Source organism: Haloarchaeobius amylolyticus (genome assembly GCF_042678045.1).
Taxonomy (GTDB): domain Archaea; phylum Halobacteriota; class Halobacteria; order Halobacteriales; family Natrialbaceae; genus Natrinema; species Natrinema amylolyticus_A.
The window spans coordinates 125,875-143,718 of record NZ_JBHUDI010000003.1; the positions used below are offsets into that span (position 1 = coordinate 125,875).

Consider the following 17,844-nt stretch of genomic DNA (forward strand, 5'->3'; position numbering starts at 1 on the left):
ATGTCTGTGGCCCGGTGTTCCAGCACCGGACCCGTGCCTTAGGCTAAAGGCAATGTCAACTACGACTACTACGCACGAAACAATTTCGGATGGACAGCAGGACGACATCGTCCTCGAGCAATCGGGCAGCTACTACGGCTACCTCGGGCAGGATGGCGAGGGCTACCACCATCACGTCGATGAGGTCACGAACACGGTCTACGTGACGCCAGCCCGCGCTGAGCGATTCCTCCCCGACAACGCGGGAGTGTACTGGTTTCGCGTCCATGGCGAAGCAGATCATATCGAAGAGCTCGAGCAGGACGAAGACCGCGATAGATGGATCGCGTATGTCGACTCGGTCAGAGGCTGGACAGACCGTCCAATTCACCTCGACGTCACGGAAATCTTCGCCGAGATGCACGAGGGTGATCGGCGATGACCGACGAACGCCGAGTCACCATCACACTCGAACTCGAGCACCCAATCACCCCCGGCGATCTCGAACGCGCGTACTGCGAAATCTGCGAGCAGGTGGAGGTAGACCGATGAGAGACGGGTTCACGCTTCAGTGGACGCCCGTCCATGGTCCGATGCGAAAGTTCGTCTTCGAACCCCAACTCGAGGGCGATTACGCGTGGGCTCGCATCGAGTTCGAACTCTGCGAGTCTCAGTGGCGAGAGGTCGGGATCGAGTATCTCGAGGAACTTTCGTTCGTCAGTGCCGACGGAAACGAAACCGCGCCATCCCACGCTCACCCCCATCTGAACGGAGGCGACACCGATGCGTAGTCTCTCCGAATGCGGTGAGGTCGACATCGATACACTCATCCAAGCGATCGAGCACCTCCAAGAACAAAACAGACAACTCACGGAGCGCGTCGACACGCTCGAGGACGATCTTGAACAGACCCACGATAAACTCGAGGGCCTCGAAACTGAGAAAGCAACTCTCCAGGAGACGAACGACTGCCTTCACGACCAGCTCGACGACTGCGAACAGGAGACCACTCGGCTCGACGCACTTACAGATGCCGCACGCAAGCGCTCGGGCGTGAACAAACAGCGGATCGAAGAACTCCAGGCCCGCGAACTCGAGAAGGGTGCTCACCTCCACACTGAGACCGTCGATCATCACGAGATCGCTGTCGACGGCGATCACCTCGAGCGAATTACCAAAGCCGACGGCCACACCTACTATCGACTTCCTGAGTCGGACGATCCACTCGACCGCGGTGGGAACGTCGCACTTGCCCACGGTGACCTGCTGCCAATCCAGCAACTCGCCCGAATGGACGAAGAAATGCTTCGTTCGACGGCGAATGCGTTACCAACGCGGTTGGCTGCAAAGCTGTGGAAAGCACGGACCGACTCGAGCATCGGTGACAACCCCTGGGAGTCCGGTTGCAAGGGAACCAAAGAGTACGTCAAAGCGAGCGACCTGAAACACTGGATCCGCAGACAAGAGCCAGGAACAAGCGAGACGTATGCAAAGAAGCTCGTCTCCCGGACGATCGACGCCGTCCTCGACCTCTCGAAGCATCGTGTCGCAGTTCGCAAACGGACCGAGCGAAAGAACGGTCTCGAGTACACCGAACGCCGGCTCGTACTCCCCGCCGATGCAGAGATCCCAGGCGAGATATCGAACTCAAGCGAACCAGACCAGTCCCCGGAGACAGCTGGTGTCCACGGTCATCCATAGACACCGAGCAAAACACACTCTCGAGAGAGCCTAACTCTCTCAGCACACAACACCCACACATCACGCAGGCGGTTAGTTTGGTGGTTGGTTAGCGATGGGTGGATCTCTCGAGCGGTCCTCGGCGGTCACTTCCGAATACGGTCTCGGAAGGAGTGTCCGAAGACGACGGCTGTCCACAGATGCCTTGACCACACACCCCTCAGCTTTCGGAGACTTCCTCGATTGCCCTGACGAAGTCCTCGGGGCGTTGCGATCCGATCAGAACTGCGCGCCCGTTTGCTCGTTCGATCCAGACGCCTCGGTTGCCACTAACATTGTATGCGAGCTTCCCGGGCGCCCAGCGAATTCCCCATCCGCCGAACTCGCGAAGTGGCCTGTACTGCCTGGGTTCGTATCGCTCAATCTCCGACCAAGTAATTCGCCGGAATGACCAGTGAAGCGGCCACATCTTGAAGTGAAGTACCACGGGTCGGGTGACCCGTGGCGTCTGTGTCTACCCTCACGTCGGGGCAACAGTCTTTAATTCCTCTCGCACTTGGCTCTCACCTTGCGCCGACGTTCCGTGTCGGTGAACACCCGAACCAAATATTGGTCCGTGAGAGTCGGCTTCTTCACACAGGCCCGATGCCGTCCGTCTCACCTTCTTCACGCGGGGAAGGGTTTCGAGAGACGGCACATTCTCATTCTGCTTGGTGAACCACTCTTGGGCCACACAAACTGCCGCTTTCCGGTCAGCGTGGTCTTGGAATCCGCACTTCTTGCACTTGAACCGCTTCCTGTGGCGGTTGGCTCGTCCTTTGTGCAAACAATCCGTTCGTGGACATCGTTGGGAAGTGTACTCTGGCTTCACGTCGTCTGAAGGAACCCCATTCCACGTGGCTTTGTACGTCACCATGTCCCGAAGGGCAGCGAACGGGAGGCTGTGTAAGCGACGGTTCATGCGCGTGCCGTAGTTGATGGATTCGCGCATGTCTTTGAGGTCTTCAAAGACAATAACAGGGTCGTTGAATTGCGAAACCCATCGCGTTACGTCGCGCGATACTTTGTGGAGTTGGTCGTGAACGAAGTCACGTTCTTCTGTTCGAACAACAGTCTCGAAGGCGGTTTGCCCAACTTTCTGCATCCGCTTGCGTTTCGTGAAGTACTCGTGGCGAACGCGTTTGATGTCGGGGTACTCGATGACCACGGAGTCGAGTACGTCACCTGTCGTCCGATTCATAGCGGCGAGCGCAACACAGTCCTCGTTGATGTCCACTCCAACCACCGTATCGGCCTCTTCAGGAACACCAACGGTGTGTTGTTTGTGTGTGACGGTCATGTGGAGTTGCCACTCGTCGTGTTTGTAAACGAGTTCGGCAACTCCAACTCGCCACGCTTCAGAGGTCAGAGCGTTCTTGACTCGTTCGAGGTGGTCGGGATTGCCGCGAAGCACGCCTTTGACGTAGTTGTACGGCTTGCAACTGACCCGGAACCGAACGTCTCCTGAATCATCTACTGTGAGGGCGTATCCTTCATTGTGGTTCATTCGCATCGGATACGGTTCATGGATGTATGGGAAGGGGCGGCTCCAACCGTCGTCTTTGTTGGCGTGGTACGTCTCAATCTCCTTGAATGCTTTTTGCACGAGGAGTTGAGTCGTGTTCTTGACGAGGGTGGCGTTATCAACCACAGTGTCGTGGATGTCGTTCCAGTCCCATCCCTCGTCGTCGAGGCGGTTGACTTCGTTGCGGACTCGCCGGGCTTCGAGACAGCCTTCGTGCAAGTTCTCAGACCGCCCTTCGTGGAGGGTTAACCCAAATAAGAGCGTATGGGTTGGTTCTGAGTCTTGCATTATCAATCACTTGCCGTAAATCGTTGTAAAGATAGTGATTTGTCGGCATTCACCACGGGTCAGGTGACCCGTGGTACTATGCCTTGACCGCCTATAGACTGATTGCCGTCCCCCTCCGAAGAACACCTACAAGGCTAGACAAAGAAGCAACAGCCATGACGACCTACCGATTCTGTGTGTGGCTGTTGCCGAACCCGCCGCTGGAGTTCGAGCCAGAATCCGAGGTCTGGCGGGATATCGAAGTCGATGGGGCACATACCTTGGCGGAATTTCACGAGGGAATCTTCGAGGCGTTCGAACGCTGGGACACGCATGCCTACGCGTTTCGTACCCGCGACGAACACGGCATCGCCACTCGGAGCTATGTCCATCCCCAGATGTACAGCGGCGACCAGAGCTGGCCCTCGATGAACGACGAGGACATCGATCAGTTCATCGAACAGGCTGTCCCTGACGACGTTCCCGAGGAGGCCAAAGACCGATTCAGAAACCTCCGAAAGAATCCACCGGACGAAGGCAACGCCGCTAAAACCACCATCGACGACCTTGATCTCGAGCAATCGCAGTCGCTATTCTACGAGTTCGACTTCGGCGACGGCTGGGAACATCACATCGAACTGCAGGAAATCCGTGAGGGGTCGCTTGACGGCGAGCCAGTCGTCGTCGACGAGCAGGGCGATGCACCGCCACAGTATCCCGAATACGATGAGTGATGGTGAGTAGCCCACCCTTGGAGGCGCTCGAGGCGGTGGTCGGTCACTCTTGGGCTTCGGCGAGCTTCTTGAGAACCCGCTCGCGTGGTTCGGTGTCCAATCCTTCCAGGTGCTCGTCGGCTTGCGGCGTAATCTCGACGTCGGTCATGATCCCTACTACTTGTCAGGATCACTGTCGTCACCGTCGACGCCGTATTTGTGCATCACACTCTCGAGCGAGCGGGTCTCGTCACGGTCGCGCTGCTCGCGACTCGTCGCGAGATCCTCGAGGACGTCGTCGGACAGCTCGACACTCGGGTTCAGCCAGTCGCGGAGGGCGTCGCGGATCGCTTCGGATCGGGACGCATACCCGCGGCGGCCGTATTCCTTGTTGATCTGCTCGAGAAGGTCGGCGGGCACCCGGACGTCGATCTTTTCCATGCGGTCGCCGTTGTGGGACCCATCGGTTTCTGTGCTCATATCTTGTGAGACACGTGTGAGACAGACAAGTCCTCAGTCGACTCATGTGATCGCCTGGGCGGCGACAGCGTTCACGCCTCGAGCGAGGTAGAAGGAATCCCACCGCGACGGAGATACCCAGCGCGAGCAGGCCGTAGTTCTCGAGCGTACTGTCGGCCTGACACACGTCGTTGGAGATATGCGGCCCGTCGTCGCCGAGTGGCTTGATTCCCATCGGCATAGGGCGTCCGCTGCGATATGATCAAGGATCGCCACTGCGCCGGTCACTGCGCCGAAGAGAGCCGCGCCAGGAACAACAAGTAGGATCTCGTCCGGAGTCAACACCACGCCCCCATTCCCGCGCCGAGGAGCCCCGTCGCGAGCGCCACTACCACCGCAAAGTGAACTGTGCGCGTTATATTCCCACACTGGAGAAACACTTATTCGATATGCATGCATAAGTGCATACATGAGCACCTCAATTCGACTTTCGGAGAAGGCTAAATCGCGCTTAGACCTCTTCAAAAGAGATGATGAGAGCTATAACGACGTAATAATCCGTCTCACATCGGACGATAAGTGGGCTGGATTTGGGATCGCATCGAGCACAGATGACGAGGGAATGGATGAGATCCGGGAGCAGATGCGTAGTCGGATGGACGATCACATCGAGGAGACGGAGCAGTGACGCTGCTCGTTCTCGATAACAATCTGTTGAGCGACTACCTGAACGGTGAAGATGACGCAAGGGAGTTCCTCGAGGAGTACGAGCAGGATCGGTGGGGAGTCTCCTCTATCGTCCTCTTTGAGTCTCTCATGGGTAGCCTCTACGGGTATATCGATGCTTCTCCGGGCGAAATCACCCGGGCTGTGAACGTCTCAATGGAGATCCTCGAGACGACAGAAGAGACTGCGATGGAGGCACACGGCTTACAAGAAGAACTCCAGGATCGAGGAGCACCAGTCGATCAACTCGATGCACTGATCGCTGCCTCTGCTCAAGAACATGTGGGACGGTTCGCGACGGCGGAGAAGCAGTTCTGGACGGATGACGTTCAGGAAGTCATCCCCGTCGCTAAGTACGATCCATACTAATAGCATCAATAGAGACGGATTCCAGACAACAGCAACGGAGCGAATCAGAATCCTGCCATGTCAAGTTCGTCGAGAAACGCCGGCCGGTTCGAGTGTTTCTCACGAAGATGCTCAACGAACGCTGCCAGCTCCGCATCCAACCCGAGTTCCTCCATGTCTCGCAAATATTCAATAACGGTCTTGTAGTGGTCGCGTCCGGTATCGGCCGCCAGATACGGTTCTAGCAGGTCTCGATACGTCTCAAAGTACGCTTCTGGATCGACCTCGGCGACGGGCTCTCGATACCGCCGAAGCGTCTCGAGGTCGTCACTCTCCAGAACCTTCTCGAAGGCGTTCTCGAGGTCACCCTCCCGGACGTACAGCTCGATCAGTCGGTCGGGGTCGATCCGGCCAAGTTGGGTTCGCAACCCATGGGAGATCGAGTCCCACTCCTCGGCAGAACTGGCCGACCGCAGATCATCGTAGGCATCCCAGTCCTCGAAGCGGACGAACAGAGTCCGCAACACCTCCTGGTAGCGCTCGTCGTCTCGTCCCTGGAAGAACTCGGCTGCCAACTGATGGACGTCGACAGCGTGTGGAAACTCCTCCAGTCCGTCCTCAACGACCTCCCGCGCTCGCTCGTCCTGCCCATCGGCTTGTAGCACGTCGACGTATTGGCGGTAGAACTCGCTCCGTTCGGTATAGACATCCTCGAGGACAGCAGCTACCTGCTCGCGTTCCTCGAGTTCTGAGAGGATCCACAAATAGGTCGACAGGAGCTGTTGCTCATCCACAGAAAAATTCGACTGTTGTGCAGGACGATCGTCATCGCCTCGAGACCCGGCCGTCCCCGCGTTCTCGCCCGGTCGTGGCTCCATGTCCTCGAGAATCGTCGTGAGCGTCTCACCGACAAAATCCGTCACCTCGAGCGGGCCGACAGCTAGATGTTCGACATCCAGTTCGCCACCGGTGAACAACTCGACCTCGAGTCGCCACTGGGTTGGGTCTGGAAGCCACTCGTCGGTCTCGACGGCATCGTCGATGTCTGCTTGTGGTGTCCCACTCTCTGGTCCGGACTCGGCTGTAGCGCCCGCTCCTGTCTCGTCACTGGCGATACCATCCAGCACTGGAAGATCAGATTGGACGAGCGAGAGCAGGTACTCGAGGTCGTCAGCTGTGGTACACACCTCACGGAGGGCACTACTGTAGTAGTCACGGACAAAGCGGAATTCGGCGGACCGGTATTGCTTGTAGAGGTACTCGAGGTGCTCACGCCTCGTCTCGGGATCAAACTCTGCCTCGCAAAGACACGCAGCGTAAGCATCGATGGCAGACTCGAGTTGGCGACCGTAGTGGCCACTACTGTCATCGATTCGTTCCAGATTCTCGCGTATCGCCTCTGCCAAAGCCCGGTAGATCTCGAGGGCACGCTCGTACTCGCTGTTTTCCCGATAGGTCGCTGCGAGGTCGTCGTAGTCGGTGAACTCGAGATGGGTATCGTATTCGACGATCCCGCGGCGGTCGGTGGCGTTCTCGAATCGGCGGTCGATATCGCGCCTGTAGTCGGCAACGCTCTTTTCGACCGACTGGCCGACTGTCGCGAGAAACCGCTCTCGAAGAGACTCGTTGTCAGCGAGGACCGAACGCAGAAAGTTCCGGAGCGTCTCGACATCCGCAGTCTCGAGTGCTGACTCGAGATCGTCGCCCACTCTCGACGGCTCGAGGGACACGGAATCCGACGTACTCGATGGTTCGTCTGAGGTCGCATCCCCCTGATCTTGGAACTGCTCAACCATCTCGTCGTATCGGTCTCGCACCGCCAGCAACACGGCGACGATGTGTTTGCAGTCGCCGGCATAGTCGTACGGACAAGAACACCAGCCATCAAAGTTCTCGGCAGAGAGGTCCACCGTCGTTCGATATTCCCGGCTCCCCCGTACCTTTGCAGTCACCTCAGATCCCTCAATCGTGAGGTCCCGTATACGCCCTTCTTCGAAGTAGGAGACGCCGCGCTGGAACGACTGTGCGGTACAGAGATTTCGAATCGCGTCGCGGGTCGGCTCGTGAACCTCGGTGACGGACACGTCAGCGCTGGTCCTGTTTCGGTCTCGAGATTCAGAGCACGAGCCTGAATCGGAACGAGAACCTGAACCGGACGAGCCGGGAGACCATGACCAGTCTTCGAGTGGCACACGATCGGCAACTGCGGGCGTCCCCCTTGCCTCGACCTCCTCGAGAAAGCCGATGGCGGTTTCTGTCGGGTCGACGTTCCCCCAGCCGTGGTGGGTCCCCCAGAACTCCGTTGCCCACACGAGTTCGTCGTCGACGACGATACCGACATTTCCCACGATGTCCTCCCGGTCGCGATACCGTTTGGAGGGGGCACCGCCGAGCCCTTTTTGGAGTGTTTGATTATACGTGAAATCGTCCCAGGCGTCCTCGAGTGACCGGGTCTCTGTCTCACCGACGAACTCTGGCGGCGGCGCTCGCTGTGGATCGACCTGTACAACTTCGACTGGGATCGCGTGTTCCTCGTGGATCGACTCAAGTAACTCGAGTGTCCGACGGTGATCGACCCCGACGTCCGCTTCGGCGTAGTACCGGAGTTTCATTGTCACCTTGAGTGCGTACGCGAGAGTACAAACGATCGCGTCTTGGTGGCTTTGGTATATGGGAAAGAAATACGGCCATATATAAGATTTCAGGGACCACCGGAAGAAAACCGCTCTTGGACCTACAGCGGTGTCGATGGTCGTCTGATGCCCCCTTCTCCGGGCTCACCGTCCGACCGGTCCGTATTGCGAACATCGTCGGCGCCCGACTCTGGGACACCCTGATCTCCGACGTCATCAAGACACTCCGCAAAAACGCGAGCCACCGTGTAGGGGCGAGGCGACGGGGTACGAACCGCCAGGTCGCGGCGGCCACGCTTCCTCACTGGTGTCGGTCGCGACGCTGGCTCACGCTGACGTGCGCTCGTCGATCAGCCACATCTGTTCTTCAGTGATCGTCCCGTCCGTGCCGATCACCCAAGCAATGATCGGACAGCCGTGACAGCCGCTGTCGAGAGACAGCGCTGCGGTGTCGGCGGCCCCGCTGACGTCGCTCACGCCAGGGATGCGGTCCGCATGCCCGAGCCACCAGATAACGCGATCGAGGCGCCCGTTGGGATGCGTTACGGCCAGTTCGAGGTCGCGAGCCGCATCACGACTGACGGAAAGCGAGTCGGCGGCCGGCCGTTTCCCGTCGATAGCCGGCGCTGGAGTCCCGGTCGGAGACACGTGGACCGTCCAGGTCGCTCGGTGGTTCGTCTCGTCGCCGTCGACGGCGGCCGCCACCTCGTAGGTTCCCGGCGATTCGAAGGTGTGACGCCAGTACTCGGCCCCCTGATGGCTGTAATAGGCGGTGTGCCACGGCCCCAGTGAGTGTCCCTCGTACGTTTCATCGACAAACCAGTGTGTTCTGCCGCCGTATGCACCGAGTGCGTCGGATTCGATGTCAAATAAGACATCTGTATCCGGCTGCACAGTGATCTCGCGGGCGGGCGTTGTCTGCGCGGCGGCCAGTTCATCGACGGCGCGCACGTTGACCGTGCGTTCGGCCACAGCGGTCGCGGTCTCGAACCGAACCGTCACGGTATCGGGTTGTGCACCAGGATACGTTCGATAACTCCCTGGGTCGAGCGGTTTCGTCTCTCCGGGCGCGACCGTCGTCGTGATCGTCACTCGCTGCTCGCCATCGACAACGTAGTCGATTGCTGGGCGGATTTCTGTCTCACCTGTGTTCTCGATTTCGGCGGCCACCTCGAGCAGGTCGCCGCCCACAACGGGCCCGTTCGTCGAAGTGATCCGCAGCGACTCAGCACCTGTTGATTCCGTCTGATCCGCCGTTGTATCGTCCTCGCCACGATCCTGATCTGCGGTTGTGGTGCCCTCACTCTCAGCCAGAGCCGCCGGCGTCTCAGCGTTGTGCCCAGTCTGGCCTGTGATCGTCTCGTCCTTGCCGCCATATCTGCGGCCCGCAACGAGTGAGCCCACACCCAGGGCGCCGAAGAGATACGATCGGCGGCCGAGATGTGATCGGTCGGGGTCAGTTCCGTCCATAGCAGCTCGAGCCAACAGCCCCGTGACCTTCAGTATGCACTGCCCGTCACTGGCCGTGAGATATTCATCAAGACCCTTCTACTTTCAGGAAGTCTTTCTATTCGCCTGAATCCTCTACGAACGGGACTGTTCTAGACAGCTGTCTCCAACGGCGCGTCTACACGAAAACAGACAGGTGACAGGTAGAGCTCTCCCCGTTTACATTGTCCTCTAAATAGAACAGCAACTCAATTATGTATTGGAGCGACTGTCAGGTCAATCAAGACAATCGTTTGGTCGGTTGAAGCGCGATGATACACAGAAACAGTGTGTCGCTCCGTCGGCCCGAGCGGCGACGGCCGGCACTGTCACGCCTGACCACCGAAGCCACACCTACGCTCGAGACAATATCAGAGAGGATTGCAACGAGTTCGAGAACCACATTGCGAGCGAGGGCACGTGGGGCATCAGTAACGGGCGTCAGCGTTTGCGGAGCATCCTGCAACGCAGGTCTGTGGCGTTTCTGCGTCGATCATATGTGACCGGCACCTTCAGTGACTATGATACTGGTTGGCAAGAACAGTCACGGATCAGGTGGGTGACTCGGTTGTCCTGCCACCACGCATTCGTGTTACCGGCTCTGACGTCGCGCTTCGATCACCCGGTGTCGCCGTTGACGACAGCACGGTTCGCTCAGGGGGAAATGTAGCTGATTAACTGTGTGCGCCGCGGTCCAGTTCACCGAACGCGGTCACCGCACTTCCTCCATCTCGTCAGTTTTCAACTCCTCGAGATGCTCCTCACCGTACTGCTCGTCTGCAGTCTGGTGGTGCTGGTGAAGCCGGTAGGCGGCTCGAAGCCGGTCCTCGTTGTCTGTGATTGCCCAGTACGGCCGCTTGTGCCGCACAAGACCTCGTTCCTTCAGTCGCGAGAGGATCGCACTGACGGCGTCCGTATCCAGTTCGAGTTGGTCAGCAATCGTCGCCGCCTTCCACGCTCGGTCGTCGTTCTCATCAAGGAATAGCACGATCCGCTCGGTGTCGTTTTGTTCCTCGAATTCGTCGTCGTCGGCGTTCTCGAACTCGTCGATATCGATGGTGCCGCTCGACATAAATCACTGTTGGTACCATGGGACAATAGCTGTTTGGGTGTTTGTTACAGGGTTAGAAAGCTCACATCTAAAGGCCAGTCTGACTCTGTCATTCACTCTGTCGGCGTCGTAATGAGGTGCTCCTCAAGGTCGCGCGTCCAGTACGTCGCTGGTCCTCCGGGACTACAGTGCACAGAGAACTGGAGTGATCCCTCGAGTGGTTCTCGGCGGTCACTTCGAAATACACCCTCGAGTGGTTCTCGGCGGTCACTTCGAAATACACCCTCGAGTGGTTCTCGGCGGTCACTTCGAAATACACCCTCGAGTGGTTCTCGGCGGTCACTTCGAAATACACCCTCGAGTAACTATACCGGAGACAACAGTTGTCCGTGGATTCCATCGAACGTCTCCCCCTCTGCCACTCATAGCCGTTGGTCCCAAGTCGGTTTCTTACCGATACGTTCAAAAGAGAGATGATTGAACACTAACCAGTGGCCAATATCGAACTCGACCTCAATGATGAAGTGATTATGGTTGAGGATCACGACCAGCAACAGCAACTGATAGCCACAAAAAGCGGCAACACATGGCGTGTACTCGTGGGGCCGATCAACGAATCGAACCAACTCGCAAATCGAACGACTGTGAATACGCCCACACAGGCCCTCGTCGAAACGTTGCGGTGGCTTGCTGAAGATGAGTGAAGAGAATCATGTCCGAACACCCATCCAAGTGAAAAATCCAGCGATAGATGGTGTCTGCCGACGAATCAACTATCGCGAACTGAGCTTCTTCTGAGAGCTACTGCTGTCTAGTGCAGGTTCTTTGGCCCAGGTGGGCACTGTCTAGATAAGGAAAACCGCAGGACTGAGAGATAGTGAAGTGGTGGCATCAGCTGTGAAACCACCATCTATATTCTGACAGAACGACACACTGTTCCATGAGCGTCGAAAATTCAGCTGTTTCAGCATATTTCTCACAAAAAGTGACTATTCCCGATTTCACTGCGACGCCGAAGCAGACGCTAAAGCGTCGATATACGCCGGAACCTCTTAACTAGACAGTGCCGGCAGGAACCGACTTACCTCGTCCGGTGGCGTTCCTGGACTACATCGAATACCATCCTCGAGACTACTCTTCATCATTCAACCCTGGCAGTTACAGGGTTCTTACTGAAGCCAACAGCCGTCGACCAGCCTCACAACCGGCGCACACCAATGGCACCAGCAATCACTCACTTTCTCGTCGGTGCATCGCTTCTCTTGTTGCTCACCATACCCATAGCGCTCCGATACAGACTGGCTCCATGGATACCGCTATGGCTCGTCGCGCTTGGTGGAATCTGGGGCCTAGGGCCTGATATTCATCATATCGTATCAATACACAAACCCGAGTTGCGCATGTTTCACGATTCGTCCTGGGCCAACCTCTTCGCATTCCACCATATGCTTGACCGGCCAGTTGTCCGCGCACAGTATACTGCGAGCGTCTTCGGCTCGATCTTGGGCTTTCTCGGCACCGCCACGATATTCATGGTGGCAACGGAACTCCGTGCCCGAACTAATCTTACCGATACAGCCGCCCCCCACCTCGTCGCACTTGGCGTGGCACTGCTTCTCCTCTTGTTGGTTGTCGCCGCTACGAGCAGTTGATCCGACCAAGAGCGCCATAGAATTCGTCCGCGGTGGTGGTCATACACGTCTACAGCGAATTGACCGGTAAGTCGGTGTGCGAACAGACCAGAATGACACATCCACAGTGATCGTCAGTCGTGAACTTCTGCGCCGGTTCGAAAACTCGTCAGTTCGTCGATGCGGGTTTCCAGGTCTTCGATCTCTTCGCGTAGCTCTTCGGCACCCTCCTCTTCTGAGGCGGCAAGTTGATCCTTGAGCCCTTGGAGGCGCGTCTCTTTGCGTTCTTCATTCACATCGGCCTTGCGGACGTACTCGGATTCTTCAATCTGGTAGATATCGCTCTCGGCCACCTCGGTAACTTCCAGTGCGTCGTCTACCTTGTCGCGGTCCACGCCCAGTACGCGCTCGCGGTCGATCCCGGCTGCCTCAAGCGTTTCTAGTACTTCCTCCTCATCTCGAAGTGAGCGATTCCGGCGTGTCGTCCGCTGAACGGAGCCGAACGGACCACTGACCGGTCGATCATGGTGGAGCCGATTGAGGAGGACGTCAGCCACGTCCTGACGGAGGGCGTTCGCGTTGCGCTGTACATCCGAGAGGAGAGTGTAGATGTTCACTAATGCGTCAGTCTCTCTTTCCTCCAGCGCAGTTACATCGTGTCGCTCGAGTGCATCAATGAGCAAGAGCGCGTCCGCATACACGTCCAGATCCGGCTCGGTTCGCTCTTGCTCGTCAGTCTCTGGTTTATCTTCGGTGTCAAGTCGCTGGCTGGTGGTCGGTCCCTCTTTCTCGACGATCACCCCCTGATCCTCGTCGATCTCGAACCGTGGATGAAGACTCAGTACAGCAGGATACGGATCGGCATCGGAAGGGAGTCTGTCGAGTTCGAAGCCGCCTGGTTCCTTGGTGATCCGTCGATAGAGCGTTTCGAACTGATCGCGCTGAAGTGGCCGTGTCTCGTCGATATCACGCTCGAGAAACTTGATGATAACCCGTTGCTCTTGAACGTCAGTAATCCGAAACCGGTTGTGCGACAGTGGCGTAATCAGCGTGGCTCCTTCAGGGAGATCGTCAAGTTCGTCGAGAAGTGTGTGCCAAGAGACGCTGAATGGCATACCAAGAGTTGGTCAGCAATTGTCAAAGACCTGTGGGTCACCGTTCTCTGTGGCGTAGTTGAATAACAATTCACCCTCAGAACGCTTCTCGAGTCATCCTGGTGAACGCCTTCACAGAACGACCGGCGGTCAAATATATCCAGCAAACCCAAGTACGGCATCGGCCGTAGACGGTTGTAGTTGCATGCGTCTGACGTTCGATGATGGAACACTGCTACTCGAGGGCGCTCCCGACAGTGTTCCCTACGCCGAGTGGGACGACCGCATCGACGAGTATCGAGCGCAGGCCTATCGCTATCACGACCTCCATCAGTGGGCAACTCCCTCCAGTCGCGACCGCGACCAGCAGACCCTCGCGCAGGCCACGATGGCTAGCGAACCCCTTGAAGACGATGCCAGAGCCTACAGTGATCTTGCCCTCTCACCTGCCGTCGCGATCGAACCTCGAGGCTACCAGCAAGCCTCTCTCGAGGCCTGGATCGATCACGACCGTCGGGGGAGTGTCGTCCTCCCGACCGGCAGTGGGAAAACTTTCCTTGCGATCCAGGCGATTGCCGACGCCGGCGTCAGTACGCTCGTGGTTGTTCCAACGATCGATTTGCTTAACCAGTGGCATGCGACACTCACCAACGCGTTCGGAGACCAGCTTCCCGACGATGTCGGCGTTCTTGGTGGCGGCAGCCACACGATCACGGACGTGACGGTGACGACCTACGATTCGGCCTACCGGTACATCAACGAGTACGGCGACCAGTTCGGTCTGCTGGTCGTCGACGAAGTCCATCACTTGCCCGCCCCCACGTACCAGCAGATTCCCGAGATGATGATCGCGCCCTATCGGCTCGGATTGACTGCCACCTACGAACGAGCTGACGACCAACACGAGGTCCTCGACGAGTTGCTCGGCCCCGTCGTCTACGAGGAGGACGTCGACGAACTCACCGGTGAGTACCTCAGCGACTACGAGACAATTCACCTTGAGGTTGAACTCACCGCCGACGAGCGTGACCAGTACAATGAGGAGTACCAGTTGTATCGCGACTACGTCGACTCCCACGACTTCGACATCTGGAAGGAACGGGGCTACCAAGAGTTCCTCAAGCGCAGTTCCTACGATCCACAGGGGCGACGAGCCCTAGTCGCCAAACAGCGGGCCGAAGAGATCGCTCGAACTGCTGAGAAAAAACTCGAAACCCTGGATAACCTCCTGAAACGCCACTACGACGACCGGACGATCATCTTCACAGCGAATAATGACTTCGCCTACGAGATTTCCCAGGAGTTCATCATCCCGTGTATTACTCACCAAACGGCTACCGAGGAACGCACAGACCTTCTCGACCGATTCCGGACCGGGGAGTACTCGATGCTCGTGACCTCACAGGTCCTCGACGAGGGTATCGACGTGCCTGCAGCGAACGTCGGGATCATCCTCTCGGGAAGTGCCTCGAAACGCCAGTACGCCCAGCGGCTTGGACGGATCCTTCGCCCGACGGAGGATCGCCAGCCAGCGCGACTCTACGAGATCATTGCCGCCAATACCAAGGAAACGTACGTCTCTCAACACCGTCGCCAAGGAGTTCGAACCGATGCTGACAGCTGACCTCGCTCGCTCGCGCACGCGAAACGGATCTGTTGAGCCACTGTTTATTGATCCTGCCAAGCCCCAGTATCGGGAGACGGCTCAGGAACTCATCGACATCTTCGAAGACCATCTGGGCGAACCCAAAGGTGATCTCGAGGAGACGATCGACCAGCTGACGATCGCCGATACCGACTACAAGATCGTCCAGGGGCTGGCGAAGCTCCTCACGGATGAGTGCGAGTTCGAGACGGTGGCTGCGGCTGATCCTCAGGAGATCCGTCAGGCGTTGTTCGCGAAAGCCAACGAGTCGTACCCGATCGTCCGACAGCCCACCCTTGGAGATGACACGCAGCGCCTCGAGGTCTACAGTGCCGTCGCTGATCAGCTTGGGCTCAGTCTCGAAGAGTGTCACCGAGGAATGTACGCCGATCTCGAGGACAACAAGCTGCTGGTGCGATTTGGCGATCTGTGGGTCGACGAGTACGCTGGCGACAATAGTTCATCGACGACCCGCTTGACCGGGGATAGCGAGGAGACCTACGCTGAGGACACGATCAGCGTTGACTGGCTTCTCACGCGGTACAATCTCGCGCTGGCTCAGGCGGTCCTGTACGACGCAACGCAGATGCGAATCCGTGTGTGGGACCACTTCAACACGGTGTTCAGCTACGTCAAGTTGTTCGGGTTGATGCACCGAATCTATCCCATTGACGAAACCGGCGAGCGGGTCGACTCGACGGATGTCGCTGCAGGCTACGAGGCAATTCTGGATGGGCCCGCGTCGTTGTTCTCGAAATCCCGGAAATACGGTATTCGGATGGCGAATTTCCTGCCAGCACTGCCGCTGTGTGACCGCTGGGAGATGACGGCCGAAGTCCTCGATCGGGACGAAGGATCGACAAACAGTGGACCACTGACGTTCGAGCTCGATCAGACCGGTGGATTGTCCTCCCACTACAGCGCACAGGACGAGTTCGACAGCGATCTCGAGCAAACACTGGCCCAGAAGTGGGAACGGGCGACCACCGACTGGGAGTTACGTCGCGAGGACGACGTGCTGGATTTGGGTGCCGAGGTGATGATCCCTGACTTCGCAGTTGAGCATCCAGACGGCCGACGGGCGATCCTCGAGGTCGTGGGCTTCTGGACGCCCGAGTACCTCGAGGAGAAGCTCGCGAAGATCGAGGCCGCCGAGCTTGACCATCTCCTGATCGCGGTTTCCGATCGACTCGAGTGTTCAGCGACCGATGTCGAGAAGGTAAGTGATCAGGTGCTGTGGTTCAAGTCTGGGATCCACGTTTATGATGTCGTTGACCTTGCAGAGAAGCATGCTATCCAGACCGGTGTAGATCGGTCTCACGGCTAATCGTTGGACGATGTTCCAATCGAATGAGGTCGACTAGCTCGCTTCCGAATCCTCAGACAAGGTTGGAGACTTCGACCCCAGTCTCTTCTGCTATCGGCCGAAAATCCCACGTAACCGCCGAACGAGAGACTTCGACTGCATCTCCCTCAAGCACTCAGACTCCTCTTCTCGAGCCACGGGTCTTCCCTCATATGCCTCGAGTCGCCGTTCAAGCCGTTCGATCCGCGCCGTCTTCTCCTCCACTTCTTTCTCGAGAGATGTCGTCTGCTTTCGAAGTAGGGAAACCCTCTTTTCGAGGTACACATGCTCGCGATCTCGCGAAGGCCCCGCTTCCTGCGCCTCTACCTCACTCTCAGATGGCTCGTAAAACTCAGAGGTGTGTGCAATCGCTCGAGCAATGGTCTTCTCACCATACGTCGACCCATCTGCATAGTGTTCCTCTCCCCACTTCGGACGGTTCAGTTTCGATCGCCGAAACAGTCGGTCCATCTGGCCGGCATGACCTCCTGTCCAGAACGCAAGCAAACAACACAGCGCCATATCCGCTTCCGACTGGCTCGTATACCCGACAGTCGACCCGTTCCAGAGCCGTTCAAACTTCTCGCCATTCGCCGCATTTCGAGCCTTCTCGAGCAACTCGTCATCCGAGAGCCGAGCTTTCGAACCCGGCTCCGACGTAGATCCCTCCTGACCGCCGTCATCACTCTCACGAACGTACGCTGAATGAACCTCCTCGAGTTCGCGTTGCCGAGATTCGATTTGCGTTGGCGTCCCCGAGACGTGCTCGCCAGTGACAGTAAAGTATCGAGCATGATCGTATATCTCGATGTGGCCACGTCGATTGCGGCCCTCAGGAAGCTCACCAGCCACCAAGACGTGATAGCCAGTCCCCGATGGCGAGACCTCCGTATACGAATCCAGCCGACCAACGATGGTCTTCGCTTGCTCAGTCGGCTGTCCAGTATCTGGGTCACGACAGTCGTCTAGATCAACTCCAACGAATGGATCTGACTTCGTGAACGCGAACCCGAGCCCATTGACCGCAGTTGAGTCCGATTCCACGCACTCGAGAGCAGTCTCGAGATCACACCATGTCCCCTCATCCGTTGTCGATGCGAACCCTGCCGTCTGTGGATCAACCGGAATCTTCGTCGTCTCCCCGTTGCGCTCGGCTTGCTTCCAGCAGATCCACTGGTTTCGAGTACACAACGCCTCCGGAACAGTAATTCCATCAACCAT

The 17,844-nt window shown here is 57.6% G+C and carries 17 protein-coding genes and 1 pseudogene; 10 read left to right on the forward strand and 8 right to left on the reverse strand.

What is annotated here, in order from left to right; all coding sequences use genetic code 11:
- The first annotated feature begins 52 nt into the window (after positions 1-52).
- From ACFR99_RS04485 to ACFR99_RS04495, 3 genes are all read left to right on the forward strand, one after another.
- Positions 53-421 (forward strand): hypothetical protein, encoded by a 369-nt coding sequence (locus ACFR99_RS04485; protein ID WP_390284763.1) that lies wholly within the window; start codon positions 53-55, stop codon positions 419-421.
- Positions 422-527: 106 nt separating this feature from the next.
- Entirely contained in the window at positions 528-770 is a 243-nt protein-coding gene (locus tag ACFR99_RS04490; RefSeq protein WP_390284765.1) for a hypothetical protein, read from the forward strand.
- Positions 763-1,680, forward strand: coding sequence for a DUF8008 family protein (locus ACFR99_RS04495; RefSeq protein ID WP_390284767.1), 918 nt, complete (start codon positions 763-765; stop codon positions 1,678-1,680). Before ACFR99_RS04490 ends, ACFR99_RS04495 begins: the two co-directional genes overlap by 8 nt.
- Positions 1,681-2,179: 499 nt before the next feature.
- Here ACFR99_RS04495 and ACFR99_RS04500 read toward each other — a convergent pair whose 3' ends face one another.
- Entirely contained in the window at positions 2,180-3,511 is a 1,332-nt protein-coding gene (locus ACFR99_RS04500) for an RNA-guided endonuclease TnpB family protein (protein WP_390284769.1), read from the reverse strand.
- 155 nt (positions 3,512-3,666) lie between these two features.
- Between ACFR99_RS04500 and ACFR99_RS04505 the strand changes: the two genes are divergently transcribed.
- The gene (locus tag ACFR99_RS04505) at positions 3,667-4,224 is read left to right on the forward strand and encodes an IS1096 element passenger TnpR family protein (protein ID WP_390284771.1); all 558 of its coding nucleotides are present in this window, start codon (positions 3,667-3,669) and stop codon (positions 4,222-4,224) included.
- Positions 4,225-4,380: 156 nt separating this feature from the next.
- Here ACFR99_RS04505 and ACFR99_RS04510 read toward each other — a convergent pair whose 3' ends face one another.
- Positions 4,381-4,683, reverse strand: a complete 303-nt coding sequence (locus tag ACFR99_RS04510) for a ribbon-helix-helix domain-containing protein (protein ID WP_138781161.1) — start codon at positions 4,681-4,683, stop codon at positions 4,381-4,383.
- Between the two features lie 448 nt (positions 4,684-5,131).
- Here ACFR99_RS04510 and ACFR99_RS04515 point away from each other — a divergent pair, with 448 nt between their 5' ends.
- A complete protein-coding gene (locus ACFR99_RS04515) occupies positions 5,132-5,350 on the forward strand; it encodes a DUF7557 family protein (protein WP_390284773.1) in 219 nt (72 codons plus the stop codon).
- Positions 5,347-5,757, forward strand: a complete 411-nt coding sequence (locus tag ACFR99_RS04520; RefSeq protein WP_390284775.1) for a PIN domain-containing protein — start codon at positions 5,347-5,349, stop codon at positions 5,755-5,757. Before ACFR99_RS04515 ends, ACFR99_RS04520 begins: the two co-directional genes overlap by 4 nt.
- 44 nt (positions 5,758-5,801) lie before the next feature.
- Here ACFR99_RS04520 and ACFR99_RS04525 read toward each other — a convergent pair whose 3' ends face one another.
- From ACFR99_RS04525 to ACFR99_RS20335, 4 genes and pseudogenes are all read right to left on the reverse strand, one after another.
- Entirely contained in the window at positions 5,802-8,348 is a 2,547-nt protein-coding gene (locus tag ACFR99_RS04525) for an SWIM zinc finger family protein (RefSeq protein WP_390284777.1), read from the reverse strand.
- A 348-nt stretch (positions 8,349-8,696) separates the two neighbouring features.
- Complete coding sequence (locus ACFR99_RS04530) at positions 8,697-9,839, reverse strand: hypothetical protein (RefSeq protein ID WP_390284779.1); 1,143 nt, start codon at positions 9,837-9,839, stop codon at positions 8,697-8,699.
- 730 nt (positions 9,840-10,569) lie between these two features.
- On the reverse strand, positions 10,570-10,929 hold the full coding sequence (locus tag ACFR99_RS04535) for a MarR family transcriptional regulator (RefSeq protein WP_390284781.1): 360 nt from the start codon (positions 10,927-10,929) through the stop codon (positions 10,570-10,572).
- Positions 10,930-11,021: 92 nt separating this feature from the next.
- Positions 11,022-11,126: pseudogene (locus ACFR99_RS20335) on the reverse strand (DUF7558 family protein); the annotation flags it as partial.
- 273 nt (positions 11,127-11,399) lie between these two features.
- Between ACFR99_RS20335 and ACFR99_RS04540 the strand changes: the two are divergent.
- Together ACFR99_RS04540 and ACFR99_RS04545 are read left to right on the forward strand one after the other, a co-directional pair.
- Complete coding sequence (locus ACFR99_RS04540; protein ID WP_390284783.1) at positions 11,400-11,612, forward strand: hypothetical protein; 213 nt, start codon at positions 11,400-11,402, stop codon at positions 11,610-11,612.
- 513 nt (positions 11,613-12,125) lie between these two features.
- The gene (locus ACFR99_RS04545) at positions 12,126-12,560 is read left to right on the forward strand and encodes a hypothetical protein (RefSeq protein ID WP_390284785.1); all 435 of its coding nucleotides are present in this window, start codon (positions 12,126-12,128) and stop codon (positions 12,558-12,560) included.
- 113 nt (positions 12,561-12,673) lie between these two features.
- Here ACFR99_RS04545 and ACFR99_RS04550 read toward each other — a convergent pair whose 3' ends face one another.
- Positions 12,674-13,654 carry a DUF7983 family protein gene (locus ACFR99_RS04550; RefSeq protein ID WP_390284786.1) on the reverse strand — a complete coding sequence of 327 codons (981 nt, stop codon included), beginning with the start codon at positions 13,652-13,654 and terminating at the stop codon, positions 12,674-12,676.
- Between the two features lie 184 nt (positions 13,655-13,838).
- Between ACFR99_RS04550 and ACFR99_RS04555 the strand changes: the two genes are divergently transcribed.
- Together ACFR99_RS04555 and ACFR99_RS04560 are read left to right on the forward strand one after the other, a co-directional pair.
- Positions 13,839-15,257: a DEAD/DEAH box helicase family protein gene (locus ACFR99_RS04555; protein WP_390284788.1), complete on the forward strand. Its 1,419-nt coding sequence runs from the start codon at positions 13,839-13,841 to the stop codon at positions 15,255-15,257.
- The gene (locus ACFR99_RS04560) at positions 15,244-16,605 is read left to right on the forward strand and encodes a DUF790 family protein (RefSeq protein ID WP_390284790.1); all 1,362 of its coding nucleotides are present in this window, start codon (positions 15,244-15,246) and stop codon (positions 16,603-16,605) included. The genes ACFR99_RS04555 and ACFR99_RS04560 overlap by 14 nt, the downstream gene beginning before the upstream one ends.
- Before the next feature lie 90 nt (positions 16,606-16,695).
- On the opposite strand, the gene ACFR99_RS04565 is transcribed toward ACFR99_RS04560, so the two are convergent.
- Positions 16,696-17,844 carry a phage NrS-1 polymerase family protein gene (locus ACFR99_RS04565; RefSeq protein WP_390284792.1) on the reverse strand — a complete coding sequence of 383 codons (1,149 nt, stop codon included), beginning with the start codon at positions 17,842-17,844 and terminating at the stop codon, positions 16,696-16,698.

Coding starts and splice junctions, on each gene's coding strand:
- ACFR99_RS04485 (WP_390284763.1), top strand. CDS start 53: ATGTCAACTACGACTACTACGCACGAAACAATTTCGGATGGACAGCAG.
- ACFR99_RS04490 (WP_390284765.1), top strand. CDS start 528: ATGAGAGACGGGTTCACGCTTCAGTGGACGCCCGTCCATGGTCCGATG.
- ACFR99_RS04495 (WP_390284767.1), top strand. CDS start 763: ATGCGTAGTCTCTCCGAATGCGGTGAGGTCGACATCGATACACTCATC.
- ACFR99_RS04500 (WP_390284769.1), bottom strand. CDS start 3,511: ATGCAAGACTCAGAACCAACCCATACGCTCTTATTTGGGTTAACCCTC.
- ACFR99_RS04505 (WP_390284771.1), top strand. CDS start 3,667: ATGACGACCTACCGATTCTGTGTGTGGCTGTTGCCGAACCCGCCGCTG.
- ACFR99_RS04510 (WP_138781161.1), bottom strand. CDS start 4,683: ATGAGCACAGAAACCGATGGGTCCCACAACGGCGACCGCATGGAAAAG.
- ACFR99_RS04515 (WP_390284773.1), top strand. CDS start 5,132: ATGAGCACCTCAATTCGACTTTCGGAGAAGGCTAAATCGCGCTTAGAC.
- ACFR99_RS04525 (WP_390284777.1), bottom strand. CDS start 8,348: ATGAAACTCCGGTACTACGCCGAAGCGGACGTCGGGGTCGATCACCGT.
- ACFR99_RS04530 (WP_390284779.1), bottom strand. CDS start 9,839: ATGGACGGAACTGACCCCGACCGATCACATCTCGGCCGCCGATCGTAT.
- ACFR99_RS04535 (WP_390284781.1), bottom strand. CDS start 10,929: ATGTCGAGCGGCACCATCGATATCGACGAGTTCGAGAACGCCGACGAC.
- ACFR99_RS04545 (WP_390284785.1), top strand. CDS start 12,126: ATGGCACCAGCAATCACTCACTTTCTCGTCGGTGCATCGCTTCTCTTG.
- ACFR99_RS04550 (WP_390284786.1), bottom strand. CDS start 13,654: ATGCCATTCAGCGTCTCTTGGCACACACTTCTCGACGAACTTGACGAT.
- ACFR99_RS04555 (WP_390284788.1), top strand. CDS start 13,839: ATGCGTCTGACGTTCGATGATGGAACACTGCTACTCGAGGGCGCTCCC.
- ACFR99_RS04560 (WP_390284790.1), top strand. CDS start 15,244: ATGCTGACAGCTGACCTCGCTCGCTCGCGCACGCGAAACGGATCTGTT.
- ACFR99_RS04565 (WP_390284792.1), bottom strand. CDS start 17,844: ATGGTTGATGGAATTACTGTTCCGGAGGCGTTGTGTACTCGAAACCAG.